The sequence below is a fragment of the Neorhizobium vignae genome (genome assembly GCF_000732195.1).
GTDB classification, from domain to species: Bacteria; Pseudomonadota; Alphaproteobacteria; order Rhizobiales; family Rhizobiaceae; genus Neorhizobium; species Neorhizobium vignae.
The window spans coordinates 33,994-59,091 of the sequence record NZ_JNNU01000031.1; the positions used below are offsets into that span (position 1 = coordinate 33,994).

General features: G+C 60.8%; 23 protein-coding genes. 8 read left to right on the forward strand and 15 right to left on the reverse strand.

Features of this window, described 5'->3' with window-relative positions:
* The first annotated feature begins 31 nt into the window (after positions 1–31).
* Entirely contained in the window at positions 32–937 is a 906-nt protein-coding gene (locus tag GQ59_RS28330; protein ID WP_051904248.1) for a LysR family transcriptional regulator, read from the forward strand.
* A gap of 112 nt (positions 938–1,049) precedes the next feature.
* On the opposite strand, the gene GQ59_RS28335 is transcribed toward GQ59_RS28330, so the two are convergent.
* Together GQ59_RS28335 and GQ59_RS28340 are read right to left on the reverse strand one after the other, a co-directional pair.
* The gene (locus tag GQ59_RS28335; protein WP_037087811.1) at positions 1,050–1,454 is read right to left on the reverse strand and encodes a RidA family protein; all 405 of its coding nucleotides are present in this window, start codon (positions 1,452–1,454) and stop codon (positions 1,050–1,052) included.
* Positions 1,455–1,465: 11 nt separating this feature from the next.
* Positions 1,466–2,905: an FAD-dependent oxidoreductase gene (locus tag GQ59_RS28340; protein ID WP_037087812.1), complete on the reverse strand. Its 1,440-nt coding sequence runs from the start codon at positions 2,903–2,905 to the stop codon at positions 1,466–1,468.
* Positions 2,906–2,980: 75 nt separating this feature from the next.
* On the opposite strand from GQ59_RS28340, the gene GQ59_RS28345 reads away from it, so the two are divergent.
* Entirely contained in the window at positions 2,981–3,613 is a 633-nt protein-coding gene (locus GQ59_RS28345) for a TetR/AcrR family transcriptional regulator C-terminal domain-containing protein (RefSeq protein ID WP_037087875.1), read from the forward strand.
* 223 nt (positions 3,614–3,836) lie between these two features.
* Here the strand turns inward: GQ59_RS28345 and GQ59_RS28350 are convergent, their stop codons facing one another.
* Positions 3,837–4,427, reverse strand: coding sequence for a TetR/AcrR family transcriptional regulator (locus tag GQ59_RS28350; protein WP_037087814.1), 591 nt, complete (start codon positions 4,425–4,427; stop codon positions 3,837–3,839).
* A gap of 97 nt (positions 4,428–4,524) precedes the next feature.
* Between GQ59_RS28350 and GQ59_RS28355 the strand changes: the two genes are divergently transcribed.
* Genes GQ59_RS28355 through GQ59_RS28365 form a run of 3 tightly spaced genes read left to right on the forward strand, consistent with a single transcriptional unit; the run spans position 4,525 to position 9,505 of the window.
* On the forward strand, positions 4,525–5,640 hold the full coding sequence (locus GQ59_RS28355) for an efflux RND transporter periplasmic adaptor subunit (protein WP_037087816.1): 1,116 nt from the start codon (positions 4,525–4,527) through the stop codon (positions 5,638–5,640).
* Positions 5,637–8,750, forward strand: coding sequence for an efflux RND transporter permease subunit (locus GQ59_RS28360; protein WP_037087819.1), 3,114 nt, complete (start codon positions 5,637–5,639; stop codon positions 8,748–8,750). The genes GQ59_RS28355 and GQ59_RS28360 overlap by 4 nt, the downstream gene beginning before the upstream one ends.
* A gap of 5 nt (positions 8,751–8,755) precedes the next feature.
* Positions 8,756–9,505 (forward strand): TetR/AcrR family transcriptional regulator, encoded by a 750-nt coding sequence (locus GQ59_RS28365; protein ID WP_037087822.1) that lies wholly within the window; start codon positions 8,756–8,758, stop codon positions 9,503–9,505.
* Positions 9,506–9,595: 90 nt separating this feature from the next.
* On the opposite strand, the gene GQ59_RS28370 is transcribed toward GQ59_RS28365, so the two are convergent.
* The 10 genes from GQ59_RS28370 to GQ59_RS28415 all read right to left on the reverse strand — a co-directional run bounded on the left by GQ59_RS28370 (position 9,596) and on the right by GQ59_RS28415 (position 19,629).
* Positions 9,596–10,489 (reverse strand): amidohydrolase family protein, encoded by an 894-nt coding sequence (locus GQ59_RS28370; RefSeq protein WP_037087824.1) that lies wholly within the window; start codon positions 10,487–10,489, stop codon positions 9,596–9,598.
* A 56-nt stretch (positions 10,490–10,545) separates the two neighbouring features.
* Positions 10,546–11,520 carry a substrate-binding domain-containing protein gene (locus tag GQ59_RS28375; protein WP_037087828.1) on the reverse strand — a complete coding sequence of 325 codons (975 nt, stop codon included), beginning with the start codon at positions 11,518–11,520 and terminating at the stop codon, positions 10,546–10,548.
* Between the two features lie 43 nt (positions 11,521–11,563).
* Entirely contained in the window at positions 11,564–12,577 is a 1,014-nt protein-coding gene (locus tag GQ59_RS28380) for an ABC transporter permease (protein ID WP_037087831.1), read from the reverse strand.
* Positions 12,574–14,064, reverse strand: a complete 1,491-nt coding sequence (locus GQ59_RS28385; RefSeq protein WP_037087833.1) for a sugar ABC transporter ATP-binding protein — start codon at positions 14,062–14,064, stop codon at positions 12,574–12,576. Before GQ59_RS28385 ends, GQ59_RS28380 begins: the two co-directional genes overlap by 4 nt.
* A 12-nt stretch (positions 14,065–14,076) precedes the next feature.
* On the reverse strand, positions 14,077–15,336 hold the full coding sequence (locus GQ59_RS28390) for a TRAP transporter large permease subunit (protein WP_037087835.1): 1,260 nt from the start codon (positions 15,334–15,336) through the stop codon (positions 14,077–14,079).
* Entirely contained in the window at positions 15,333–15,863 is a 531-nt protein-coding gene (locus GQ59_RS28395; protein WP_037087837.1) for a TRAP transporter small permease, read from the reverse strand. Before GQ59_RS28395 ends, GQ59_RS28390 begins: the two co-directional genes overlap by 4 nt.
* A 25-nt stretch (positions 15,864–15,888) precedes the next feature.
* On the reverse strand, positions 15,889–16,893 hold the full coding sequence (locus GQ59_RS28400) for a TRAP transporter substrate-binding protein (protein ID WP_037087840.1): 1,005 nt from the start codon (positions 16,891–16,893) through the stop codon (positions 15,889–15,891).
* A gap of 64 nt (positions 16,894–16,957) precedes the next feature.
* Positions 16,958–17,995 (reverse strand): transketolase family protein, encoded by a 1,038-nt coding sequence (locus GQ59_RS28405; RefSeq protein WP_037087844.1) that lies wholly within the window; start codon positions 17,993–17,995, stop codon positions 16,958–16,960.
* Positions 17,992–18,831 (reverse strand): transketolase, encoded by an 840-nt coding sequence (locus tag GQ59_RS28410; protein WP_037087847.1) that lies wholly within the window; start codon positions 18,829–18,831, stop codon positions 17,992–17,994. The genes GQ59_RS28405 and GQ59_RS28410 overlap by 4 nt, the downstream gene beginning before the upstream one ends.
* Positions 18,832–18,867: 36 nt before the next feature.
* Entirely contained in the window at positions 18,868–19,629 is a 762-nt protein-coding gene (locus GQ59_RS28415; RefSeq protein WP_037087850.1) for an SDR family NAD(P)-dependent oxidoreductase, read from the reverse strand.
* A 141-nt stretch (positions 19,630–19,770) separates the two neighbouring features.
* Between GQ59_RS28415 and GQ59_RS28420 the strand changes: the two genes are divergently transcribed.
* Positions 19,771–20,667, forward strand: coding sequence for a LysR substrate-binding domain-containing protein (locus GQ59_RS28420; RefSeq protein ID WP_037087853.1), 897 nt, complete (start codon positions 19,771–19,773; stop codon positions 20,665–20,667).
* A 138-nt stretch (positions 20,668–20,805) separates the two neighbouring features.
* On the opposite strand, the gene GQ59_RS28425 is transcribed toward GQ59_RS28420, so the two are convergent.
* Positions 20,806–22,737, reverse strand: a complete 1,932-nt coding sequence (locus GQ59_RS28425; protein ID WP_162183328.1) for a putative bifunctional diguanylate cyclase/phosphodiesterase — start codon at positions 22,735–22,737, stop codon at positions 20,806–20,808.
* A 421-nt stretch (positions 22,738–23,158) separates the two neighbouring features.
* Between GQ59_RS28425 and GQ59_RS31465 the strand changes: the two genes are divergently transcribed.
* Positions 23,159–23,611 carry a BA14K family protein gene (locus GQ59_RS31465; protein WP_084683325.1) on the forward strand — a complete coding sequence of 151 codons (453 nt, stop codon included), beginning with the start codon at positions 23,159–23,161 and terminating at the stop codon, positions 23,609–23,611.
* 777 nt (positions 23,612–24,388) lie between these two features.
* Positions 24,389–24,682 carry a DUF1236 domain-containing protein gene (locus GQ59_RS28435; protein WP_051904250.1) on the forward strand — a complete coding sequence of 98 codons (294 nt, stop codon included), beginning with the start codon at positions 24,389–24,391 and terminating at the stop codon, positions 24,680–24,682.
* Positions 24,683–24,852: 170 nt separating this feature from the next.
* On the opposite strand, the gene GQ59_RS32900 is transcribed toward GQ59_RS28435, so the two are convergent.
* Positions 24,853–25,098: hypothetical protein (locus tag GQ59_RS32900; RefSeq protein ID WP_207642197.1), on the reverse strand; the 246-nt coding region annotated here is incomplete at its 5' end.

A 25,098-nucleotide genomic window follows, 5' to 3' on the forward strand; every position in this document is an offset into this window, starting at 1 on the left:
TTTGCCGCTGTCTTCACCGGATTTGCATAACGTGACGGAACCCATCAATGTCGATGATTTGCGTTTTCTTCTGTCGGTTGCCGAGACCGGCTCCACGCTTTCGGCGTCCAAGGCGCTGAATGTCAGCCAGAGCACCGTGTCCCGGCGGATCGCCGCTCTTGAGGCCGATCTATGCATCCAACTGTTCGACAAAAGGCGCACTGGCTATGTGCTGACGGAGGCGGGGGCGGCGTTGATCGCGCCGGCAGAGGCGGTGCGCCAGGCGGTGGACGTCTTTTCCGGCGCGGTCGGCAGTCTTTCTCGAGAAATTTCCGGCACGGTTCGATTCACTACCAATGACGTTCTGGCCAACCTCTTGCTGACCGACCTGACAATGCGGCTGAAGCGGGCGCATCCGGGTGTGAGGCTGGAGGTCGACACCAGCAACCTGTTGCGTGACCTCGCAAACGGGGAGGCGGACGTCGCGTTGCGGGCGGCGCCTGCGCCGACGCAGGCCGGGCTGGTGGGGCTCAAGATGGTGGAGGACTATTGGAGCCTCTACTGTTCGCACAGTTACGGCGAGCGCAACGGGGTGCCGAAGAGCCTTGAGGAGTTATCGGGCCACGCGCTGATCGGCATCGACACCCATGTGCGGGGCCGCCCTATCTTCGAATGGGCACGTCAGCACTTCCCGCCGGAAACGCTCTTGTTGCGGCAAAACACTGTTCCGGCTGTCTTCGCCAGCGTGCGCAACGGGCTTGGCATCGGCTTCTACTCCGAGTTCATCGCCGCGGGCGATCCCGAACTCGTGCTCTGCTTCCGCCCTCCGGTGCCGCCGGCGGCGGAAATCTGGCTGGTGACGCATGAGCGGCTGCGCAACGTGCCGCGGGTCAGGGCTGTGATGGATGCGATCAAGGGGTTGGTGAAGGAGAGAGTGGGGGAGGGCCAGCCACCTTGATTCCGTCACGCCGCATTTGACCCGGCCGAGCCGGGCCGGCAATCCATGACGCCGCGGGAAGGTTCTCGGGTTGATCCGGCTCCCCGACGCGTCTCATATTGCCTTGTGTGCGTTACGGCAGGGCTACCAGAACCTCTATCTCGACTAGCCATTCGGGCAAGGCGAGTGTTTCGACGCCGATCCAGGTACTCGCGCAAACCGGCCATTTTTCGCCGAATATGTCAGCGCCCGCCCCGAAGATTACCGGAACAAGATCCGGAGTGTGCCGGACTACATAGATTTTCATCTGCAGGATGTCTTTCGGATCCGCCTTCATGGTCGTGAGCGCGTTGAGGACATTCCCGAAGCATTGCCTCGCCTGGGCGGCGTGATCGTTTCCCCCGATAAGTTGACCTGACCTGTCGATCGCCACCTGGCCCGAGACGGCGGCAAGACGTGCCCCGGGTGGGGTTATGGCGATGTGGGCAATCAAGTGCGAGAAGGCATCGGTCAAGGACGGCGGATTGAGAGTTTCCATCTACGTCTCCCTTATTCCTGATCGATGGCAGCGATATAACCGTCGGGCCTGACCAACAACGCCCGGACGCCGCGAAGGGCCGCGTGATCGGAAGGAGCTGTCTCCAGGGATTGGACGCAGCCGGATCGCAACCATTCCGGGCCGGAAACCGATGCGCCAGGTTTGAAGGAAAGGTGAAGCCAACGACCTTCTACCAGCAGACTGTGCAGCGACATCGATCCGCCGTCCATACCCACAAGTTCGGTATCGGGAGCGCGCACCCCTGGCGCCAATCGCCCGGCAGCAACAGCCGTTTTCGCATCGGCACCATAGGCGACGTCGAAACCGGAAAGCTCACCGGCAAGGCGATGATTGACTGCAGGAATTTTCAGGAGCTCGTTCAGCGTCTCGCGCAGGGCAAGGGTCGCCGGATCGAAGCGGGTGACGAGCCCGACCTGCGCCAGGGTATTGGTGTAGAGGATGTGTCCTATTGGACGGCGTTCCTCGTCATAGGTATCAAGCAGTTTGTCGGGCGCCTGGCCCTTCACGACCGCGGCCAGTTTCCAGCCGAGATTCAAAGCGTCCTGCAGTCCGACATTCATGCCCTGTCCGCCCATGGGAGCGTGGATATGAGCGGCATCGCCGGCGAGGAGGACGCGGCCCTTGCGATAGGTTCCGGCAAGACGCGTCTCATCGGCGAAACGCGAAAGCCAGATCGGGTCGCGAGGCTGATAGTCCTCGCCGATAATGCGCGCGGTTGATCCCGCGACCTCTTCCAGAGTAACCGGTTCGGTTCGCGGCACATGGGTTCGCTGGGGATCGACGAGCACGATGCGGTGGTGCTTGCCGTCACCGAGAGGCGCGATCATGACCGAACCATGTTCATTGGTGACCGACACGACGGGTTTTGCCGGCGGCGACGCCATAACCACGTCCGCAAGCATGAGCGAATTGCGGGCTTCTGCTCCCTCATATGAGATGCCCGCATGTTCCCGCACGATGCTGCGAGCACCATCCGCTCCCACCACATAGGAGGCCGAATACTCTCCGCCGTCGGTAGAAATGTGCACCCGGTTTCCGTCGTCCACAATGTTGTTCGCTGCCGCGCCCCGCACGATGACGACGCCGAGTTCAGTCGCGCGTTCTTCGAGACGCTCTTCGGTCACGGCCTGCGGAATGAACAGGGTGTAGGGGAAGCGGGTGTCGAACGGCGAGAAATCCAGGCGCGTATCGAGGACTGCGTAGTGACCGGTCGGGATCGGTTTGCCTGTACTGAGGAAGCGATCGGCAAGGCCGCGCAAGGCAAACACTTCCAGCGAACGTCCATGAATGGTGAGCGCACGCGACTGCGCCGTCCGCTCAGTCCGCCGCTCAATAACGACGACATCCACGCCAGCAAGTTTCAGTTCGCATGCCAGCCATAGTCCCACGGGTCCGGCGCCGACAACAACAACATCATAGTTCATTTTCATGAGGAATGCTCCAATCTAACGTTGTTAGATTTGCCTAACAATGTTAGAGAGTCAATCGTAAAAATGGGGATGGAAATGCGCATCGTGAAAACCGAGGTCATTGCGACGGCGCTGAAGCTGCTGGATGAGGTCGGCATTGAGGGGCTTACCATGCGTAAGCTGGCCGACGCGCTCAACGTTCAGGCGCCGTCGCTTTATTGGCATTTCGCCAACAAGGACGCGCTGCTGGAGGGGATGGCGGACGCCCTCATGGAACCGGTCGCCGTGGTCAATCCCGAAGGTGAGGCGTGGGATGCGAGGCTCGGGCGCGTGGCCTCCGAAGTGCGCGACGCACTGCTGTCGCGCCGCGATGCCGCACGCGTCTTTGCAGGAACCTATCCCTTGTCAAATAATGTACTGCGCGTCGGCTCGCTGATGATCGGTTCTCTCAAGCAAGCTGGTGCGGACGACCGAGTCGCAAGTTGGGGAGCGTTCACGGTTGTCTATTTCGTGATCGGCTTCGTTATCGAGGAGCAGGCGCTGGGCGGCGATAAGACAAACTCCGGTCGCGAGGAGGCGCAGATCCTCCCTGAGTTCCCGCTTGCGACGATCGCAATGCGTGAGATTGCCGGAGCAAACGCCGATCAGCGTTTTGCTTTTGGGCTCGATTTGCAGATACGAGCGCTGCGGGCTGTGATCAGTGAAACTGTCCGGGATCAGCGCCTCTGAGACAAACCTGGCATAATTGGAGAAGAGAGGATTTTCGGCTCATCGTCGGAAGACGGACTTGCCCGCCAGCACGCGGGTTCAAGAGCGACTGGCGTTGGCACCGAGCGGGCCGACCGCTCCCATTCCTGTTACGACCACACGACGTATGATGCCTCCAGAAATGAAAACCGAAAGCTCGCGGACAGCGGATGCTGAACCGATGGAGAACTTCTCGTTCCGCTCGTTACTCGGCCGGCTCCGTGGCTGCGACACGCTTTGCTTCAGCAGCCGCTGCTTCAAGGAGATGGTCTGCCAGCCTTTCGTCGGTCACGATGCGTGACAGAGTCACCGCTCCGACCATGAGCGCGAGCATCGCCATGGCCTTGCGGGACGGATCGTCACCGTCGCTGCTGGCCGGCATCAGTTCGTCGAGAAGCTGCAGGTGGGCTTTGATGCCGTCCTGAAACGGCTTGCGAACATCGACGCTCTGGCGCGCGGCATCGGAGCCAAGGGCGACCAGCGGGCAGCCGTCCCCGGTTTCTCCACGGTGTCCCGTCGAAAGGTAGAGATCGATCACGCCCTGGAGCGGATCCGGGCTCGAGGCCGCGACCGAGGACCATCTGCGGGTCGCGCTTTCCATCGCGCGCCGCGACGCCAGTGCCGCCAGGTCGTCCTTGGATTCGAACTGCTTGTAGAAGCCACCCTGGGTAAGACCGGCACCTTTCATCAGGTCCTTGAGCCCGATGCCATCGAAGCCGTGCTCGCGAAAGAGCCTGCTGGCGACGTTGATGACCGTCTCGCGATTTGCTTCGGCCTGGGCGCGACTGACCCTCATGATCATCTCCTATTAGATTTCAATTGACATCTATAAAGCTTTTAGAGTTAGATTGCAATCTAAGAATTATGCCGCCACCGTCAAGAAGGCCAGAGCCATGAAACGCAAGATCCTCCTCTCAACCGTGGCTGTGGCCGCTCTTGTCGGCGTCGCCGCCGCGATTTTCCTGCTTCCGCCAACGAGCAGGGATGCGGAAGCCGCAGACCCCCGCAATCTGGCTCCTCTCGTCAGCGTATCGAAGGTCAGGACCCCGGACGCAGCAAGCCGCAGCTTCACAGGCACGGTTGCTGCCCGGGTGCAGAGCGATCTCGGCTTTCGCGTCCCTGGAAAAATCGTCGAACGGCTCGTCGGGCTTGGCGAGGAGGTCAAAGCCGGGCAGCCCCTGATGCGGGTTGACGATACCGATCTGCGCCTGGCCCTGTCGGCAAGGCGCAACGCCGTTGCTGCTGCGCGGGCGACATTCCTTCAGGCACAGGCCGACGAGCGGCGGTATGCGACCCTCGTCAAGAACGGCCTGGCGGCGTCTCCCCAGAGATACGAACAGTCGAAGGCGGCGCTCGATACCGCGACTGCCCAACTCGCTGCGGCCGAAGCAGAGACAAAGGTCGCCGAAAACGAGGCGGCATATGCGGTTCTCGTGGCGGACGCGGACGGCACGATCGTCGAGACGCTGGGCGAGCCAGGTCAGGTGGTCTCAGCGGGCCAGCCGGTCATGCGCCTCGCGAAAGCAGGACCTCGCGAAGCACTCGTCTGGTTGCCTGAAAATCTCAGGCCTGCGATTGGTACCGCAGCGCAGGCCACCATCTATGGCCGGAGCATGGAGGAAAGGGCGGCACTCAGGCAGATCTCCGATGCCGCTGATCCTCAAACCCGGACCTATGAAACGCGCTGGGTATTGCAGGGTTCTGCGGCATCCGCGCCGTTGGGGGCAACCGTTACGATCAGCCTGCAGAACGAAGCGGCACAGTCGCATGCCGAGGTTCCCATTGGCGCGCTTCTGGATGACGGCGCCCGCACCGGCGTCTGGGTTTTGAACGAGCAGACGTCCAGCGTTCATTTCCGGGAGGTGAAGGTCGAGCGGATCGGCGAGGAGAAGGCCACGGTCTCAAACTTGGCGTCGGGCGAGGCTGTCGTCGCTCTTGGGGCGCATCTGCTTCAGGATGGCGCAAGCGTGCGCGTCGGCGTGCAAAAGGCGGAGGCGGCAAACCGATGAGCTTCAATCTCTCTGCGCTCGCCGTTCGCGAGCGAGCCGTCACCCTGTTCTTCATCGTCCTGCTGGCCGCCGCCGGCGCCTATTCCTTTGTCAAGCTGGGCCGAGCCGAAGATCCGTCGTTCACCATCAAGACACTCACCGTTACGTCCGTTTGGCCGGGCGCGACCGCGCGTGAGATGCAGGATCTTGTCGCCGAACCGCTGGAAAAGCGCATCCAGGAACTCACCTGGTACGACCGCGTGGAGACGACCACCCGTCCCGGCTACGCCTTTCTGACGGTGACCCTCAAGGACAATACTCCGGCATCCGCCGTCGAAGCCGAATTCTACCAGGCGCGCAAGAAACTCGGAGACGAAGCTCGCAACCTTCCTCCAGGCGTGATCGGTCCTTTTGTCAACGACGAATATTCCGACGTCAGTTTCGCCCTTTATGCCTTGAAAGCAAAGGGCATGGCGATGCGTGACCTTGTTCGGCAGGCCGAGACGATACGTCAGGACATGCTTCACGTCCCAGGCGTGAAAAAGATCAATATTCTCGGCGAGCAGCCGGAACAGATTTTCGTCGAGTTCTCGTATTCCAAGCTCGCAACGCTCGGTATCTCGGCGCAAGACATCGCGGCTGCCCTGCAACGGCGCAATACGGTGACCCCGGCGGGATCGATCGACACGCAGGGGCCTCAGGTCTTCATTCGGTTCGATGGTGCATACGACAGCGTCGAGTCGATTGCCGATACGCCCATCGTCGCGGCAGGACGCGTTCTCAAGCTGTCGGATTTCGCCGAGGTCCGTCGCGGATATCAGGATCCCGCCACCTATCATATTCGCCATGACGGCGAGCCCGCCATCATGCTTGGTGTGGTGATGCAGCAGGGCTGGAACGGTCTTGAACTCGGCAAGGCTCTGGAAGAGCGGTCCTCAAAGATTGCAGAGACCCTGCCGCTCGGCATGTCGCTCGCGAAAGTAAGCGACCAGGCCGTCAATATCCAGGAAGCCGTCGGCGAGTTCATGCTGAAATTCGCCATGGCGCTCGGCGTCGTCCTGTTCGTAAGCCTCATCAGCCTCGGCTGGCGCGTCGGTATCGTCGTAGCGCTTGCCGTTCCGCTCACACTCGGCGTCGTCTTCCTGATCATGCTCGAAACCGGTCGCTTCTTCGACCGTATCACGCTCGGCGCGCTCATCCTTGCCCTCGGACTGCTCGTGGACGATGCCATCATCGCCATCGAGGTCATGGTGGTGAAAATGGAAGAAGGCATGGATCGCATCAAGGCGGCCGCCTATGCCTGGAGTCATACGGCCGCCCCGATGCTGTCCGGAACCCTCGTCACGATCATCGGGCTTATGCCGGTTGGCTTTGCCAGGTCCACCGCCGGTGAATATGCCGGCAATATCTTCTGGATCGTCGGTTTCGCGCTGATCGTCTCATGGATTGTCGCGGTAATCTTCACGCCCTATCTCGGCGTCAAGATGCTTCCTGCCATCAAGCCTGTCGCTGGCGGTCACGAAGCCATCTACGGCACGCCCAACTACCAGCGTCTTCGTTCAACGATCAAGTTCGTGGTTCGCCACAAGTATGTCACCTGCGCGGTGGTGGTCGTCACGATGGCGGTGTCCGTCGTGGGAATGGGGAGCGTCAAACAACAATTCTTCCCGACGTCGGATCGTCCCGAGGTCCTGGTGGAAGTGCGCATGCCTGAAGGGACCAGCATTGAGACGACGACGGCGACGGTCGAGAAGCTCGAGCGCTGGCTGAAAGAGCAGCCTGAAACGAAGATCGCCACCAGCTATATCGGCCAGGGTGCGCCACGCTTCTTCTTCGCCATGGCGCCAGAACTGCCGGACCCTTCATTCGCAAAGATCGTCGTGCTGACACCCGATGCCCACGGTCGCGAGGATCTGAAGCATCGCCTGCGGGCAGCCATCTCCAGCGGCCTCGCTCCAGAAGCCTATGTACGGGTGACGCAACTCGTCTTCGGTCCCTACACGCCTTTTCCGGTCGAGTTCCGTGTCATGGGACCGGATCCGGACGAACTGTACAGGATCTCCGAACAAGCGCTTGCGCTCATGAAGACAGTACCGGATGTCCGCCAGGCGAACCGCGACTGGGGCAACCGCACCCCTGTCCTGCGCTTCATTCCCGATCAGGACCGGCTCAACCTTATTGGTCTGTCTCCTTCAGAGGCTGCACAGCAGATGCAGCTGTTGCTGAGCGGGGTGCCGATCACACAGGTTCGCGAAAACATCCGCAACGTTCCCGTGGTTGCACGTAGCGCCGGTGAAAACAGGCTCGACCCCTCGAGGCTGGCGGACTTTTCGTTGATGAGCAGGAATGGCCGCCCGGTTCCGCTCGACCAGATCGGTCACTCCGAAATCCGCTTCGAGGAGCCGATCATGAAGCGCCGTGACCGCATCCCGGTTGTCACGATCCGCTCGGATATCAACGAGGCGACGCAGCCGCCGGAAGTTTCGCAACAAGTGATGCAGGCACTTCAACCGCTGATCGCGTCTTTGCCCGTTGGCTATCGTATCGAAATGGGTGGAAATATCGAGGAGTCGCTGAAGGCCAACGTCGCTCTGGTTCAAGTGTTTCCCGTCATGATTGCAGCGATGCTGATCGTCATCATCCTGCAGGTCCGTAGCTTGTCCACGATGACGATGGTGATGCTGACGGGACCGCTCGGACTCGCAGGCGTCGTCCCGGTCTTGCTGATCTTCAATCAGCCCTTCGGGTTCAACGCCATCCTGGGGCTGATTGGTTTGGCAGGCATTCTTATGCGCAACACCTTGATCCTGACAGAACAGATCAAGGAAAACCAGGCGGCTGGTTTGGATGACTACCATGCCGTTATCGAGGCCACCGTGCAGAGAACGAGACCTGTCATATTGACGGCCATGGCTGCCGTGCTCGCCTTCATCCCGCTGACGTCCTCGGTCTTCTGGGGATCAATGGCCTACACGCTGATCGGCGGCACCGCCGTCGGAACGGTGATGATCCTGCTGTTCCTGCCGGCCTTGTACGCGACCTGGTTCCGGATCAGGCCGCCTGAGGGGAAAACAGAGCGACAGGCAGAGGAGGGGTTGCCGGTCGTGAAACTCGCTATGGCGGCGGAGTAATTCTCGTGTCGGATCGATACGCCAATACAGCCGCACCGGGGACGAAGGACAATACCTTTGGCTCCGTACCAACGATTTGGGACGCCGGTACTGACAGGGCGCCCGGCGGACGAGGAGCGACGGCTGGCCTGATCGGGAAACATTCCTCCGCTTTCGACGAGGAAGTTGTCGAGCAAGAACGTGACGGCATACTGGATGCAGCAGAAAGGCTCATTCGCCGGATCGGTCGCCGCAAGACGACCGTTGCCGATATCGCTTGCGATCTGGGTACAAGTCGAACGAACGTGTACCGCTTCTTTCCAACACGGGCGGCAATTGACCTGGATGTCTACGCTCGTATAGCCAGCAGCACGCTTGAGGCTGCACGCGCGATTTCGCGAAGGGAGGATGCTGCTGGCATTCGACTCGCTGCGATGTTCGAGGATCTTTACCGGCAGACTCGAGCGCGGCTGACAGACGCGCCGCACATTCACGAGCTTTTTGTTGCTGCCGCCGAGGGCAAATGGGAGGTGGCGAAGTGGTATTGCGATGAGATGACGAGGATATTCGAAGCCACCATTCGTGACGGCCTGAAGGCCGGGGAACTGGAAAACGACGATCCGCGCAATGCCGCCCGATGTGCCCTGGCCGCGATGATATCATTCGTTCATCCCAGCCTATTGGAACAGCGGGTCGTCGATGGCGGCAACCTGGAAGATGAACTCCGATCGCAAACCCGCTTCATCATGCGGGCTCTGGGCAACGTGCGGGAATGATCGGAAGGTTCAAGTTTCGCAATCGAGCGGCACGAAGAACTGCATTGAGCCAAATGTGGTGAAGGCGACGAATATCAGCAGCTGAGCATGCTACAAGCGGTAGTACCGTTCGGCGTTGTCGTGAAACAGTGCCGAGCGATCCGAAGCCGAGTAACCGGCGGTGATCTCCTTGAAGGCGTTCCATATGGCGTCATAGCTTGAGAACAGCTTATCGACCGGGAAATTTGAGGCGAACATCGCCCGCTCGACGCCGAAGGCGCCGATCGCCTCCTCGACATAGGGGCGGATGCTCCCGGTGTTCCAGGTCCAGTCACCCATGCCGAGGCCCGAGATCTTGCACGCGACGTTCGGCGCCTGAGCCAGCGTATGCATGGCCTTGCGCCAGCCGTCGAAATGAGCGGGGCCGTCGACCTGCATGCCGGTATGGTTGAGGATGATCTGGGTGTCGGGAAAATCACGCGCGACTTCGAGAAACTCTTCCATCTGCCAGTAATAGAGCTGGAGGTCGAAGCTCAGTCCCCGGCGCGCCAGTTCCTTGAAGCCTCGGCGCCATTCGGGCGTTTGGCTCACCTCGGGCTCGGCCAGGTAGGTCTTGGCGGCATCGGTGTGATAGTTCATCGACTGGCGGATGCCACGGAAATTCGCGTATTGCATATGCTCGTCGAGCAGGTCGCCGACATCGGGCTTGCGCAAGTCGGCATAGCCGACGATGCCGTGCGGAAAACCGTGCTTGTCGGCTATACCCTGCAGCCACTTGGTCTCACCGGCCGGGTCCTTCGGGTCGAACCCGACATCGAGGTGGACCGCCTTGACGAGGTTCTGGTTTTTCGCGTCGGCGAGAAAATCTCCGATCAGATAGGTCTTGTTGATGGCGGTATAATCGCCGAAGGCGGATGGCTTCACGCCGTCGGAAAGCCAGGGATAGTAATTTGTCTCCAGGTCCCAGAGGTGGAAATGGGGATCGATAATGGCGATGTCGGACATGGTTCCTCCTCGGTGGAGCGGGAACGACAGTCACGGCCGTTCCCGCTCTTTGCGGGTCATTTGCTTGGCGGGAAGACGCGGGCGATGACGGCCTTCGCCTCGGGCGAGTCGATCTTGTCGGCCGTCACGAGCGGCATGACGAGAGCGAGATCCTTCTTGACGGGTGCTTTTGTCAGTGCATTGAACACTTGCTGGGTGCCGTCAATGCCCTGGCCGACCGCTTCCTGGAAGAAGATGCCCTGAATTGCCTTGGCCTTCAGAAGCCCGATGGTCGTCGGGCTGCCGTCGGCGACCGCGATGCCGATCTTCCCGGTTAGGCCACGGGTCTCCAAGACCTTCGCAGCACCCGTCCCAGCCTCGTCGTACATGCCATAGATCGCCTTGATGTCGGGATGGGCCGTCAGCATGTCATTGGCCTGCGTCACGGCTTCGTTGACGGTCAGGCCGCGTGTCTCGAGCATCTGGGCAAGTTTGCAGCCGTCGGCCGCAAAGGCCTCCTGCGCTCCCTTGAGATATTTCTGGGCGTTCTCGCGGTCCTGGGGGAGGGACAGCATGCCAACCTTGTTGCCGCCGCGTTCTTTCGCGAGCGCGCAGACGAAGCTGCCCTGCGCCTTGCCCGTCTCGTAGTTGTTGGCGGTGACGGAGGACGTGTAGTCCGTCTGGCCGGGCTGCGGGCCGATGCCGGCGAAGGCGATCGGGATGTTCTGGGATTTCAGATAGGCGAGCAGCGGCGGCGTGCTGGTCGAGCTCACAGGACCGATGACGATCGCATCGACGCCTTTGGTCACGGCCGTACGCGCATTGTCCATCTGCTTGGCCGGCGAATTCTCGGAGGTGAACTCGACATAATCCATGCCGAGTTCCTGCGCCTTCTGCTTCACGCCAAAGCCGACCCATTGCCAGTAGGAAATGTCCAGCGAGGGCGCGAGATAGGCGACCGTCTTCTTTTCCTGCGCATGCGCGACGCTCGACAATGCCGCGAGCGCGACGCTCGCTGCCATCGCCAGCCAGCCGTTCAGTTTCGTCTTCATGCCTTCCTCCTCCTCTTGACGTCCAGGTCTCCTCCAGGACGCATTACACGGCACCGCGCCGCGATTTGCTGAAGCGATCGATCAGGACCGCGATCAGGATGGCGAGGCCGGTAACCGACCCCTGCCAGAAGCTGTTGATGCCGATGAGATTGACGCCGTTCTGGATGACGGTGATCATCAGGGCTCCAAGGACAGCGCCCACCGCCGTTCCCGTGCCGCCGAGCAGGCTGGCGCCGCCGATGACCACCGCTGCGATTGCCTGCAGCATCAGGCTGGAGCCAGCCGTCGATTCCGCGTTGAGAATGTAGGAGATGGTCAGCAATCCGGAGAAGGACGCGAGAAGCGACGAGGCGACATAGGCGAAGAACTGGGTCCGCTTGACGGGAATCCCAAGAAGATGCGCTGCTGCCGCGCTGCTGCCGACGGCGTAGAACCAGCGTCCCGCGACCATCTTCTTCAGAAATAACTCGATTGCGACGAGCAGCACGATGCAGAACAGGATGTAGTTCGGCATGCCGGGTATCATGCTGCCGCTATTCAAAAGCCAAAAATCCGGATCGCCAATTGGCATCGATCGTCCATTGGTGACGATGAAGGCCAGAGAGCCCGCGACAGCGAAGGTGATCAGCGTCACCACGAAAGGCGCAAGCCCCGCGATGGTGACGAGAAAGCCGTTGATCGAGCCGAAGACCAGGCCGACACCAAGCCCGACGAGGGCGGCGCTCACGCCGCCGAAACCCGCTGCCATGGCCTGCGCCGTCACCATGCCCGTCAGTGAAAAGACGGATCCGACGGAAAGGTCGATACCGCCGGTAATCACCACCAGGAGAACGCCGAGCGACATGATGATCAGCGGTGCGCCCGCCTGGGTGATGTTAGCGAAGTTTCCCCAGCTCAGTGCCTGCGGTACCTGGGTTCCGACCGCCAGCACAAGAAGGCCGATTGCCCCAGCGATCGCCAATTCCGTCCGGTAGGTGGACAGGAGACTTTCCCGGGTCCGGATTGCCGGTCGCGTTTCGACACCTGTCCCGGCCTGGTCAATAATGGTTTTCGTCATGCCGCCATTCCTGTCAGTGCCGCGAGCCTGTCCTCGCTGAGTTGGTCGCGTTCGATCACGCCCGACGAGCGCCCCTCGGTGTCGAAGGCCAGCACGCGGTCGCAAACTTCAAGCAGCTCCGCATTTTCCGTCGACCACCAGACGATCGCCGTTCCGGTTGCCGCCATGTCGCGGATCAGTTGATAGATCTCCCGCTTGGTGCCGATATCGACGCCACGCGTGGGTTCTTCGAGGACCAGAAGGCGGGAGGGCAGGTTCAGCCAGCGCGCGAGAAGCAGCTTCTGCTGCGTGCCGCCGCTCAGCGTATTCGGCAGGTGCCAGAGCGAGCCCGCCTTGACCTTGAGCGCCTGCATCAGGTCGAAGCACTCAACCCCTTCATGCTTGTTGGCGAAGAACGAACCTCGCGTAACACGGCGTGATGCGACCACGTTGTCGATGATAGGCAGGGAATGAAGAATGCCGCGATGTGCCCGGTCGCCTGTCACGAAACCCGCGCCTGCCCGTGCCGCCTCGCGCGGGGAGCGGAAACGGCCGGGCCATCCCGAGCGTGTCACCGTCCAGCGCTTGGCGTGGGCCGCACCGACGAGGGCGGCGATCAGCGTCTGCGGGCCTGCCGGGGCACCGGCAATGCCGAGGATAGTCCCCGGCTGCAACACGACGGTGAAGCCGTCTTCGGCGATGGTCAGCGGTTCTCCTGCCATAGCCTGTTGCGCAGCGACCTTGGTGACCCGCGGAGCGGCCAGAGCATGAGCCTGCCCCATATGCTCGATGATCGCGAAGTCAGTCAGGTCGGCCGTCGGCACGCTCTTCACCACCGTTCTGCCGTCGCGGATGATCGAGCAGACATTGGCGATCTGGCGGATTTCCTTCATACGGTGCGAGACAAAGACGACCGAGAGGCCATTGTCCCGCGTCAGCCGCCGCAAGACATCGAACAGCCGCTCGGTCTCGATTGCGGTGAGATTGGCGGTGGGCTCGTCAAGCAGGATGAGCTCGGCGCCCGAAGACAGCGCCCGCGCGATCTCCACCATCTGCCCCTCGTGGAGGCTGAGATCGCCTATGAGGCGGTTCAGAGCGACCGCGGCGAAGTCCCGGTCGATCATCGACAAGGCGTCGTGCGCCTGTCTTGTCGCCAGACGCCGATCGTAGAGGCGGGAGCCCTTGCGGAAGTGTGGCAGCGCGATGTTCTCCGCAACGGTCAAATGCGGGAGCAGCGCCAGTTCCTGATGGACCACGGCGACCTTGTGGCGACCGTCCGTTTCGCTGAGGAGGTTGCCCGAGGCGTCGCGGAAGTCGAGTTCGCCGCCGTCCTTTGTCGCCGTCCCCGTGATGATGCGGATGAGGGTAGACTTTCCCGCGCCGTTGCCGCCGAGGAGCGCATGTATTTCCCCGCGGGCGACCGAGAAATCGATCCCTTTCAGCACTGAGGTCGCGCCATAGGCCTTGGTGAGGGAACGGACTGAGACGATGTTGTGCTTCTCGGTCATGGTGCATGGTCCTCAGTAGAGCGTGAGCGCCGGTATGAAGCTCACCGCAAGCAGCAGTGCCATTGCCATGGAGAAGAAGGGCCAGAGCTCCCGCGTCGTCTCGCCGAGCGGTGATTTTGCGATCGACGATGAGATGAAGAGCGTCGTGCCGATCGGCGGCGTATAAAGTCCGATGCCGAGATTGATCACCATCATCAGCCCGAGCTGGACCCGGTCCAGTCCGATCGCATCGGCGAGCGGCACGAAGATTGGTCCAAGCAGCAGGATGGCCGGCGGCATGTCGAGCGGCATGCCGACAATGAGCATGAGGATGTTCATCATCAGGATGATGACGATCGGGCTCGAAATGTTGGCGGCGACCCAGTCGGCCATTTGCTGCGGTGCCTGGTCGAAGGTCAGCACCCAACCCACGGCCGCGCTGCCCATGATCACCAGCATAACAACGCCGGTCGCCACGCCCGCCTCGACAACGTTGTCGCAAAAGCGCTTCCACGTCAGGTCGCGATAGTAGACCAGGCTGAGCGCGAGTGAATAGACGACCGACAGGACGGCAACTTCCGTCGGCGTGGCCAGGCCGAACCGAAGGAAGAAAATGATCAGAACCGGCAGGAGGACGGCGGGCAGGCTCTTCAGGGCCAGCGTCGCGAGTTGCCGCCTGCTGGTTTCCGAGGCCTGCGCGGCATAACCCCGTCTCACCGAAACGAACCAGCAGACGAAGACGAAACTCGCGGCCATCAGCATGCCCGGCAGGATGCCGGCCACAAAGAGGTTGGCGACGCTCACACCGCTCACCAGCGAGAACAGGATCATCGGAATCGACGGCGGGATCAGGACGTCGATGACGGCCGACGTGGCATTGTTGGCGGCGCAAAGCGCGGGTGGAAAACCATGCTTCTTCTGCCACGGGATGAGGACGGAACCGAGCGCGCTGGCATTGGCCACTGCCGAGCCCGACACACCGCCGAAGACGACGGATGAAACGACGGTGGTCGACAGGGGTCCGCCACGCCAACGCTGCATCGCATGCGATGCCAGCTCCAGGAGTTGTCGGCCGAGCTCGCCGCCGAGCATCAGCGTGCCGGCCAACATGAAGAACGGCAACGCGAGCATCGGAAAGGATTGCGTCTGGTCATAGATCTGCTGCGCGACGATTGACAGCGGCAGATAGCCGTTGAACAGGACTGCGACGCCGGCAGAGATGATAAGGGCGTAGCCTACCGGCACCGCCATCATCATCAGGACGCAGAAGACGATGATCATCAAGATGGTCACAGCGCCACCTCTCCGCTCTCGGTGTTCGTCCGGGATTCCCAACCAAGGCGCAGCACGCGCAGGACAACGCCGAGCGTAACGATCGCCACGAGCACGGACCCTATGGCAAGAGCGAAATACCCCACGCTATTAGGCAGCTGGAGTACCGGGCTGTGTTCGATCCCGGCGATCTCGCCGACCCGGTAGGCTTGATAGCCGAGCACCAGGAAAGCCCCGGCACTGACGGCATTGGCGACGACGAAGGCGGTGGTACGCGCACCGTCTTGCAGCTTCTCGTAGATCCATTCGACGGCCATATGACCGCCGGAATGGGCGGCGAGCACGATGCCGCCCAGGATGAACCAGGGAAAGATCAGCACTGGCAGCTCCTGTGCGAACGAAAAGCCTCCCCCGGTCAGCATGTAGCGGGCAAAGACGTTTGCCGTCATGAAGACCATCAGCGCTATCCCGCTGAAGATGACGACCTGCCGCGCAAACCATACGATGGCCTGCGCCGTAAGTTCTATGAAACCTGAGAGGCTTTTCATGGGGTATTCCCTTTGAGGTAAGGCCTCAGCCCTTGGCGGCGGATTCGATCTGGGCGACGAAATCTCCGAAAGGCTTCCGCTTCCAGGTCTCGGCGACCGAAGCGGTTGCCTTGGCGAAGGCTTGCCGGTCCACCTCGATCACCTCGATTGCCGCATTGCCCCGGAATGCTGCCAGCACCTCGGCGTCCTTGGCAGCGGAAAGCTTGCGCTGGAGCTCGCCGGCTTCCTTCGCAGCAGCCTTTACGGCTCCAAGGTCACCGCCCAGTCGCGCCAGGGCGACCTTCGACATCAGGAACGGTGTCGATTCCCACTTGTGGCCAGTCAGGGTGATGTATTTGTTGACTTCGTACAGCTTGGAACTGTCGATATTGGCGAGCGGGTTCTCCTGTCCGTCGACCACGCCCTGCTGCAGGGCCACATAGAGTTCGCCGAAGGCGATCTGCTCTGTCGCCGCGCCCAGGGCCTTGAAGATGTCCATCGTCATCGGGTCGGCCGGCGTGCGGATTTTCATGCCGTTCACGTCGGCCGGTGCGGAAACCTTGCGCTTGGAGTTGGTGAGGTGGCGGATGCCATTGTCCCACCAGTCAAGCGGCACCACGCCGACGGCTTCGAAACGCTTGACGAGCTCACCGCCAACCGGGCCGTTGAGAACCGTCATTGCCTTCGCCGTGGTCTCGAACAGGAAGGGGAGGCCGAGCGCTGCAAGTTCAGGAACGAGCGCGGATGTTGCTCCCTGGCTGTTGGCGGTGAAATCGAGCGCGCCCGTGCGCAGGCTTGTCAGCATTGCCGAATCGCTGCCGAGCGTTTCCGCGCCGGCGACGTTGACCTTGACGCGGCCCGCCGTCTTCTCGGCTACCAATTCTGCAAACTTCGTCGCGGCGACTGTTCTCGGATTTCCCGGTGCGGCGCCGTGACCAAGGGTCAGCGTCGTGCCGGCGCGCGCGGGCCGGACCATGGTAACGATCGCCGGGGCGGCCAGTACGGCCGACGACGCTCTCAGGAACTGGCGTCTGTTGATCTCGAATTTCATCTCTTCTCCTCCACTTTGAAACTGTTGCGGCCAGCCGCGCTCCTCAACGCGGCGACCGTGCGGCTTAGCCGTCTAGCCACCCCTTAATTCGATCAGCGACCTTCGCGGTCGATATGCCGTACATGTCGTGCAAGGTCGGCAGGGCGCCCGCTTCAAGGAAGGCGTCCGGTAGCCCGATCTGCCGGAATGCGGCGGGACGCACGTTCGAGCGCATCAAGGTGGCGGCGACCGCCTCTCCGAGACCGCCGATCACCGTATGGTTTTCGGCGACGACGACGAGACGCCCCTGCTTGGCGCATTCGGCAAGGATGGTGGCCTCATCGAGTGGCTTGATCGTGGGAACGTGCAGCACGCCGGCGTCGACACCGTCCTTGCGGAGTTCCTCGGCGGCTTCGAGTGCGCGCATCGTCATCAGGCCGGACGAAATGAGCAGCGTATCCCTGCCGTCGCGCAGCAGCTTCGCCTTGCCCAGCTCGAACCGATAGCCGTATTCCTCGAGCACGAGCGGCACGTTGCCACGGAGAAGCCGCATGTAGACCGGACCCCGATGGGCGGCGATGGCAGGCACCGCCTGCTCGATCTCGCTCGCGTCGCAGGGATCGACGATGGTGAGGTTCGGCATGCCGCGGAACATCGCGATGTCCTCGGTCGCCTGGTGGCTGGGGCCGTAGCCGGTGGTGAGCCCGGGCAGCGCGCAGACGATCTTGACGTCCAGCATCTCTTCGGCAATCGCCATGCAGATAAAGTCATAAGCCCGGCGGGAGGCGAAGACGGCGTATGTCGTCACCCAGGGCTGGAAGCCTTCGCGGGCCATGCCGGCGGCCGACATCATCAGCAACTGCTCAGCCATCCCCATCTGATAGAAGCGGTCGGGATGGGCGGCACGGAAGACATGGAGATCGGTGTATTTGGCGAGATCCGCCGAGAGACCGACGATGCGGTCTTCCTTATCCGCCAGCGCCGAAAGCGCATGGCCGAAGGGTGCGGGCCGGGTCGGCTGATCCGCTCCGGCGATGGAGGCGATCATCGCCGAAGTCGTCAGTCGTGGCCCGCCTGAGTTGCCGATCAGATGCGCGGGGCGTTCGTATTTCGAGCGTCTCATGCCGTTGCTCCCGCGTCGATGATCCGGATCGCCTCTGTCCATTCATGCGGTTCCACGCGCAGGAAGTGGTTGCGCTCGCGGGCCTCAAGGAAAGGCACGCCCTTCGCCATCTTCGTATCGCAGATGATGATTCTCGGCTGCGCCCCGGAATGATGACGCGCCTTGTCGAAGGCTTCGACGAGCGCATCGATGTCGTTGCCATCGACGCGCTGGACGAACCAGCCGAAGGCCTCGAACTTCAGCCCAAGCGGCTCGAAGTTGAGGACGTCGAGCGACGGACCATCGGCCTGCATCTGGTTGACGTCGACGATTCCGATCAGATTGTCGAGCTTGTAGGAACCCGCGGACATCGCCGCTTCCCAGGTCGACCCCTCATCGAGTTCGCCGTCGGAAAACAGGTTGTAGACGTAGGAGCGTGAGCCCTTGCGCTTGAGCGCCAGCGACATGCCGACAGCTATCCCGAGGCCGTGGCCAAGCGATCCGCCGGTGATCTCCATGCCGGGCGTATAGGCGGCCATGCCCGACATGGGCAGGCGGCTGTCATCCGTGCCGTAGGTCTCGAGTTCATCCTCCGGTACGATCTTCGCCTCGATCAGCGCCGCGTAAAGCGCGATAGCATAATGGCCGATCGACAGCAGGAAGCGGTCGCGCCCTTCCCATTCCGGATCTTCCGGCCTGTAGGTCGTCGCATGGAAATAGGCGACCGCCAAAACGTCGGCGATGCCGAGCGCCTGCGCGATATAGCCTTGGCCCTGGACCTCGCCCATGCGCAGGGCGTGCCGGCGGATGCGCCGGGCCCGTTCGGGAAGACTGATATTGTGACCGATTTGGGTCATGCTTTTCCCATCCTTGTCAGGGTCTTCGCGGGCGGATCAGTGGATCAGCATGCCGCCATTGACGTCGATGACCGCACCGGTGACGTAGGCCGAGAGATCGGAAGCGAGGAAGAGGTAGATGTTGGCGACGTCGCCCGCTTCGCCCAATCGGCTGAGCGGGATGCCCTTGATGATGTCGGCGCGCATGTCGGCCGAAAGCTTGTCGCCGGTGATATCCGTCTGGATGAGGCCGGGCGTCACGCAATTGACGCGAATGCCGTTTGGACCGAACTCCCGTGCCATGGCCTTTGCGAGGCCGAGGACGCCGGCCTTGGCGGCCGAATAGTGCGGGCCGCCGAAAATGCCGCCGCCGCGTTGCGCGGAAACCGACGACATGCAGGCAATCGACCCGCCGCCGTTATCGCGCATGTTGGGGATGAAGACCTGGCTGAGGTTGAGGACGCCTGTCATATTGACGGCGACGATACGCTGCCAGTCCGCCTCAGAGATTTCGAGCGTCTTCACAGGCTGGGTGATACCGGCATTGTTGATCAGGATATGCGCCACGCCAAAGGCGGTGAGAACCTCGTCCGCCGCAGACGCGCAGGAGGCACGATCGGCCACGTCGCAGCGTATGCCAGTATGGGCGCCATGGTCGACGGGCGTGAGCTCGCCCGCGGCGGCTTTCGCCTCCTCGGCGTTGATGTCGAGAATGGCGACCCGCGCACCGTGCGATGCGAAAAGCTCCGCCGTGGCCCGGCCAATACCGCGTTTGCTCGCCGCGCCCGAAATGACCGCGGTCTTTCCCCTTAAAAGCATCTCGTTCTCCTCCCGATGCCTCCCCGGCATCTGGCAATACCGTCGAATGGATCACCATCCATGAGGAGATTTCTGACCGAACGGGGCCACCGCGACAAACGCGAAGTTTACATCTATGGGTGAATCTGCTTCACTAATCCCATGTTGCACCTCACTTCACTCTCGGCGATGCGGATCTTTGAATCGGCGGCGCGGCTTGCATCTTTCCGGGCGGCTGCAGAGGAGCTCCGTTTATCTCCAAGTGCCGTTAGTCACGCCATAAGCAAGTTGGAGCGCGATCTCGGGACGGCCCTGTTTGAACGAACCACACGCAGCGTCGTGCTTACTCTTTCGGGTCAGACCCTGCTCAACCACGCGTCCAACGCATTTGAAGAGCTGCGCCGTGGTGTTGATCTGATTTCATCCAACAAGTCGCAATTGTTGCGCCTTCATTGCGCGCCGAGCTTCGCGGCGCAGGTGCTGTCGCCGCGCCTGCCTTACTTTCTCAAGGAGAATCCTGGGATTGAGGTGCGGGTGGCCGCCAGCACAAACTATGCCCGTTTCGTCGATGGGCTCTTCGATGCCGATGTCGTCTATGGCGAACCATTGAATCGCGAAGACCTGATCGTAATCCCTCTTTCCGAGGAGATCGTCTCGCCGCTTTGCGCGCCCGAAATGGCGCTACAGATCAATTCCCCGCGGGATTTGCTCCGGCATCCTCTAATTCGAAGCGATCTCAAGCGGATCCAATGGATCGACTGGTTCGAAGCCAATGATCTGGGACCACCGCCGCCGCCATCGATGAGTTTCGATCGAAGCTTCCTTGCTATCGATGCCGCGGTTAACGGCCTCGGCGTTGCGCTGGAATCTGACGTCCTGGCCAGGCGCGAGCTGGAAAATGGCAAGCTGGTCCGTCCTCTCCATCGGATTTGTCGCGACAACCGTTACATCGGCCATTATCTCGCCTACCCCAAATCCGGCAGTCAGCGGCGACTGGCGCGCGCCTTTGCCGATTGGCTGACACGCCAATGCCTGCCGGCTGAAACTGGTTCGGGTTAGCATAGATCACCTCTTAATCGTCTCGGCCGCGACGCCCTATTCAGCTCCCTGCGCATCCAGATAGGAAGCGGTCGACATCTCCTTTCAAAGTGGAGTTGCCCGATCAGGGCATATTCCTCATCAGTGAAATCCCGATCATTAAGCAGCGGCCGGCGAGTGGCGCTTCAACAGCTCATCGACGCTGCTGATAGGGAGAGGCTTTCCGAACAAGTAGCCTTGTATTTCGCTACAGCCCTGCTCTCTCACCCGGTTCAGTTGATCGCTCGTCTCGACGCCTTCGGCAGTGGTGGTGATGCCGAGACTTACCCCCAGATCGACGACGGCCTTCACAATGGCGGCGCAATCCTTGGACTTTCCAAGTTCGCGAATGAAGGATTGGTCGATCTTGATCTTGTCAAATGGAAAGAGCCGCAGATAGCTCAACGATGAATATCCGGTCCCGAAGTCGTCCATCGCAATCCGCACCCCCAGGCTCCTGATATGGTGCAGCGTTGCCAAGGCCGTGTCGTTGTCGGTCAGCAGAACCGATTCCGTGATCTCGAGTTCAAGCCGAGATGCTGGTAACCCCGCATCGCCAAGCGCGGAGACGACGGTGTGGACAAGCGTCTGGCTCTTGAACTGGAGCGGGGAAAGATTGACGGCCACGCCGATATCGGCCGGCCAACTCGCGGCGTCTTTGCAGGCCTGGCGCAGGACCCATTCCCCGATGGGCACGATCATTCCGGTTTGCTCCGCCAGCGGGATGAACTCAGCCGGCGAAACCAGACCGCGTTCCGGGTGATGCCACCGCAGGAGGGCCTCGAACCCAACAACCTGTTCGGTTATCGTGTCCACCTGTGGCTGATAATAGAGTTCGAATTGATTGGTTTCGAGGGCCCGCTGGAGCACAGTTTCAAGATCACGGCGCGCTTGTCTGTCGACATCCATCACAGTTTCGAAGAAGCAAAAGGTGCCGCGGCCGTTCGCTTTTGCCTTATACAACGCCGTATCGGCGTGCCGCAAAAGCGAGTCGCCCATGTCGCCGTCGTCTGGGGCCATCGCAATGCCGATGCTGACGCCAATACGAATGGATTTTCCATCGATGATGAAAGCCTTGTCGATAACGTCAATAATCCGCTCGGCCAAGGATGAAGCCTGGTCTCTGCTTTGCACACCGGTCTGGAAGATAACGAATTCATCGCCGCCGAGGCGCGCGATGCTGTCGCCGTCGCGTAGACAGTCCGCGAGCCTGTCTGCAACCGCCTTGAGCAGGAGATCGCCCACGGCGTGCCCCAGGCTGTCGTTTACCTCCTTGAACCGGTCCAAATCCAAACACAGCAACGCGTTTGTCTTCCCGCTGACTGCGAGCTCCCTGTCGATCCTCTCGCGTAACAGCGTTCGATTGGGCAATCCTGTCAGCGGATCGTGGCCAGCCATATATTTAATTTGCTCTTCCGCGCGCACCGCGTCGGTGACATCTTCATGCGCTGCGACATATCCGCCGTTTTCCATGGGACTGTGTGAGATCTTTATGACCCTGCCGTCCGTCAGGGGTATGTTCCGACTTGCCGCTGACCGTTTCAGGGAGGCTTCGACGACAACATCGAAATAGGTTTCACGATGGGCGGGCGCATTGCCGGCTGTCACTCGATAGTCAAGAATCTGCTGCAATGATGTACCCGGTCGGGTCAGTTGCTCCGGCAAACTGTACAAGCGCGAGTACGCCGTGTTGCACAGCATCAGATTTTTGTCCGCATCGAACATGCACAATCCGTGAGGCATGTTGGCCAAGGCCGAATCGAAAAGGCTGGTCTGTTCGGAAAGCTCTTTTTTTATCGCCGCGTGCGCTGATATATCCTTGCACTGGATCAACCAGCAGCCCTCGCCCACGGGAGTGGACGTCAAGGACAGCAGTACCTCGCCGACTTCTATTTCCTGCTGCAGCGATTTCCGTTCGGTGACCAAGTGTGCGAGCCAAAGCCTCGTTTGGTCACAGGCAGGCAAGTGGTCAGCGATCGCTTTTGCATCCACTCCCATAGTCAGTTCCGGAATTTGCAGCAGTTGCGACAGGCGATTGTTTATCACCAGCACCCGCAGATCCGCAGAAGGGCGATGCCTTGAGTGATGTTGGCAAAAATGACCTCGAAGGGTGTGTGCATGTTCCATCCTCTGCTCGCTGGAGCATACACGTGTATGTGGTGTGGGGCGAGCCGAATGCAACGAAGCGGCATAGGGGTGCCGTTTCTTTCGGTCAGGTACCTCGTGCGCAGCCGCGGGCTATTGGGATCATTCCTCCATTGACCTCGACCGCAACATCCATTGTCATGAAGGCATCCGTGCTTCTCGCAAAGCTTCCTTAAACCGGCACGACATGCGCGCTATCGCGGGTTGCCGCCGCGGGAATGAGGTTTGCACTGCCCGAGCTTCCGGCAGGGCTCGGGAGAGTTTGCCTTTCTAACGGAACCTCAGCGGATCCCACGCGTTCGAGTGGGTTGGAATAAGGAAAAACCTAATGAAAATAATTATTAAGGCGTGCTCGCTGGCGACATTGTCACTGGCGTTTGGACTTACCTCATTCACCGCGGCTTCGGCCGTACCGCTTCCGGTAGCCAACCTTCCGCAGGTATCGGACGTTGAAGCGGTGCAGTATCGGGGCGACCGCGACTGGCGTGACCGCCGTGGATACGATGATCGTCGCGAATATCGCCGCGACGGCTATTACAACGGGCAACGTGGATATAGAGACAGACGCGCTGGCTACCGCCGCCACAGCGACGGTTTCTGGTACCCTCTTGCCGCATTCGGTGCTGCCGCTATCATCGGCGGTGCCATCGCGAGCCAGCCTCGCGCGGGCGGCGGCCATGTGCAATGGTGCGCAAACCGCTATCAGTCCTATCGCGCTTACGACAACACGTATTCGCCGCGCGCAGGCGTGCGGGCGACCTGTTCATCGCCCTATAGGTAAAGCCGGCTCAGAATAGGCGCTCTTGTTCTCGTGGCCCTTCCTGATGAAGCCGTTCAATCGACAGATCGCGCGGCGGCTTCATCCCCCTGAACTCGCTCTTTCCCGAACCGCTGGCCGTCCCGTCCGTTCATCGAGGAGCAGAGTCGTGCCCGCCGCTCGTTCGTAAGTTGTGGCGTCCGCATCTGCCGACCCTCCTCAGCAAAGGAGTGGGGTCGGAAAAAGAAGCATAGATGGTTGTGTCTTCCTGTGTGAAAGTGAGACACAATTAACCTCTCGGTAATGAAGCCGGAGCATGAGTCTGCAGCTCAATCGCTGAGAGGTTTTGTCATGCGTGTTCCCGGTGGTGCTGTGCTTTTGGTTATCCCGATTATTGCGGTGTTGCTGTTTGGCGCGTCGCTCGCTTGGGACCAACTCGACAAATTCGATCCCATCGTGACGGGCACTATCCGATAGAAAGATAGGTTATGCCGTCCTCAACCACTTCCCAAGTTCGCCTTTGGTGAGGAAGAGCTTGGCCAGTGGAGGCCGGTTGTCATCGGCATGAGCCCCATCTTCAGGGGGCGGGAAATCGCACTCGCCGAGAGCGCTGTGTTGTGTGCGTTCGATGGTCGTAACACACCCGACGAAGGTCGCGAAAAATTTGAGGCGGCTCTCGCATCGGCGCAATTGAACTGAAGCGGAACGAAGGCGATGCTGGCCCGTTCCTGTCTAACCCTGACCTCCACATCAATGGGCCGGACATCCGGCGCCGTGGACCATCAGCGGAAAGGCATTCTCATGAAAAATCTCCTTGTTCTCACCGCCGCTCTGGTCGCCCTGGCGGGGGACGGTTTTGCTCAACAACCGACCGTCGCTCCGCCCAGTGAGAAAGCTGTAGAATTCGTCCGCAGGCAGCCTATGCCAGGTAACCCTGTGCAAGTCAGTGAAAACCTCGTCATCGGTCGGCCAATACCAAGCAACCTCATGTTATCGCCGATTCCGGACTCGCCCGATTATGCATTCGCCATCGTCAACCAGAAGCGCCTGATCATCGACCCCAAGAACTTTGTCATCATACAGATCCTCGATTGACACATGCATGATCCTGTCCGCCGGCGATTGACCAGGCTACGCCTCAATATGTGTGAAGGGACGATGCTACTCGACCGAAGGCACCTGCGGAAATAACCCTCGACAATCCGCCTCCACCACCGCCTGCCCGGCGCGCTCGATACCGGCAAAACAATCCCGGGGTTGGGTGGTTACTCGGTGGCTGAGACAAGGCCCAGCGCCAGGGCATATAGCGGAACAATCCAGAGGAGGGTGGCAAGAAACCCGGAGAACCAGAACCGCCTTGGTATGTCATCGTCCGCCAGCCGGCGTATCCGGCGTGGCGGCGCGTGGGTCTCCGACCTCCTCCATAGCAGGCCGGTGAAAAACAACCAGCTTGCAAGTCCGCCGATCAATGTCACGGCACAGAACAAAACCATACCTACACCGATCGCCAA

Excerpts from the sequence above, each read along its gene's own strand:
- GQ59_RS28335 (WP_037087811.1), bottom strand. The coding sequence starts at position 1,454 with ATGGAAACTCTCAATCCGCCGTCCTTGACCGATGCCTTCTCGCACTTG.
- GQ59_RS28340 (WP_037087812.1), bottom strand. The coding sequence starts at position 2,905 with ATGAAAATGAACTATGATGTTGTTGTTGTCGGCGCCGGACCCGTGGGA.
- GQ59_RS28345 (WP_037087875.1), top strand. The coding sequence starts at position 2,981 with ATGCGCATCGTGAAAACCGAGGTCATTGCGACGGCGCTGAAGCTGCTG.
- GQ59_RS28350 (WP_037087814.1), bottom strand. The coding sequence starts at position 4,427 with ATGAGGGTCAGTCGCGCCCAGGCCGAAGCAAATCGCGAGACGGTCATC.
- GQ59_RS28355 (WP_037087816.1), top strand. The coding sequence starts at position 4,525 with ATGAAACGCAAGATCCTCCTCTCAACCGTGGCTGTGGCCGCTCTTGTC.
- GQ59_RS28360 (WP_037087819.1), top strand. The coding sequence starts at position 5,637 with ATGAGCTTCAATCTCTCTGCGCTCGCCGTTCGCGAGCGAGCCGTCACC.
- GQ59_RS28370 (WP_037087824.1), bottom strand. The coding sequence starts at position 10,489 with ATGTCCGACATCGCCATTATCGATCCCCATTTCCACCTCTGGGACCTG.
- GQ59_RS28375 (WP_037087828.1), bottom strand. The coding sequence starts at position 11,520 with ATGAAGACGAAACTGAACGGCTGGCTGGCGATGGCAGCGAGCGTCGCG.
- GQ59_RS28380 (WP_037087831.1), bottom strand. The coding sequence starts at position 12,577 with ATGACGAAAACCATTATTGACCAGGCCGGGACAGGTGTCGAAACGCGA.
- GQ59_RS28385 (WP_037087833.1), bottom strand. The coding sequence starts at position 14,064 with ATGACCGAGAAGCACAACATCGTCTCAGTCCGTTCCCTCACCAAGGCC.
- GQ59_RS28395 (WP_037087837.1), bottom strand. The coding sequence starts at position 15,863 with ATGAAAAGCCTCTCAGGTTTCATAGAACTTACGGCGCAGGCCATCGTA.
- GQ59_RS28400 (WP_037087840.1), bottom strand. The coding sequence starts at position 16,893 with ATGAAATTCGAGATCAACAGACGCCAGTTCCTGAGAGCGTCGTCGGCC.
- GQ59_RS28405 (WP_037087844.1), bottom strand. The coding sequence starts at position 17,995 with ATGAGACGCTCGAAATACGAACGCCCCGCGCATCTGATCGGCAACTCA.
- GQ59_RS28410 (WP_037087847.1), bottom strand. The coding sequence starts at position 18,831 with ATGACCCAAATCGGTCACAATATCAGTCTTCCCGAACGGGCCCGGCGC.
- GQ59_RS28415 (WP_037087850.1), bottom strand. The coding sequence starts at position 19,629 with ATGCTTTTAAGGGGAAAGACCGCGGTCATTTCGGGCGCGGCGAGCAAA.
- GQ59_RS28420 (WP_037087853.1), top strand. The coding sequence starts at position 19,771 with ATGTTGCACCTCACTTCACTCTCGGCGATGCGGATCTTTGAATCGGCG.
- GQ59_RS31465 (WP_084683325.1), top strand. The coding sequence starts at position 23,159 with ATGAAAATAATTATTAAGGCGTGCTCGCTGGCGACATTGTCACTGGCG.
- GQ59_RS28435 (WP_051904250.1), top strand. The coding sequence starts at position 24,389 with ATGAAAAATCTCCTTGTTCTCACCGCCGCTCTGGTCGCCCTGGCGGGG.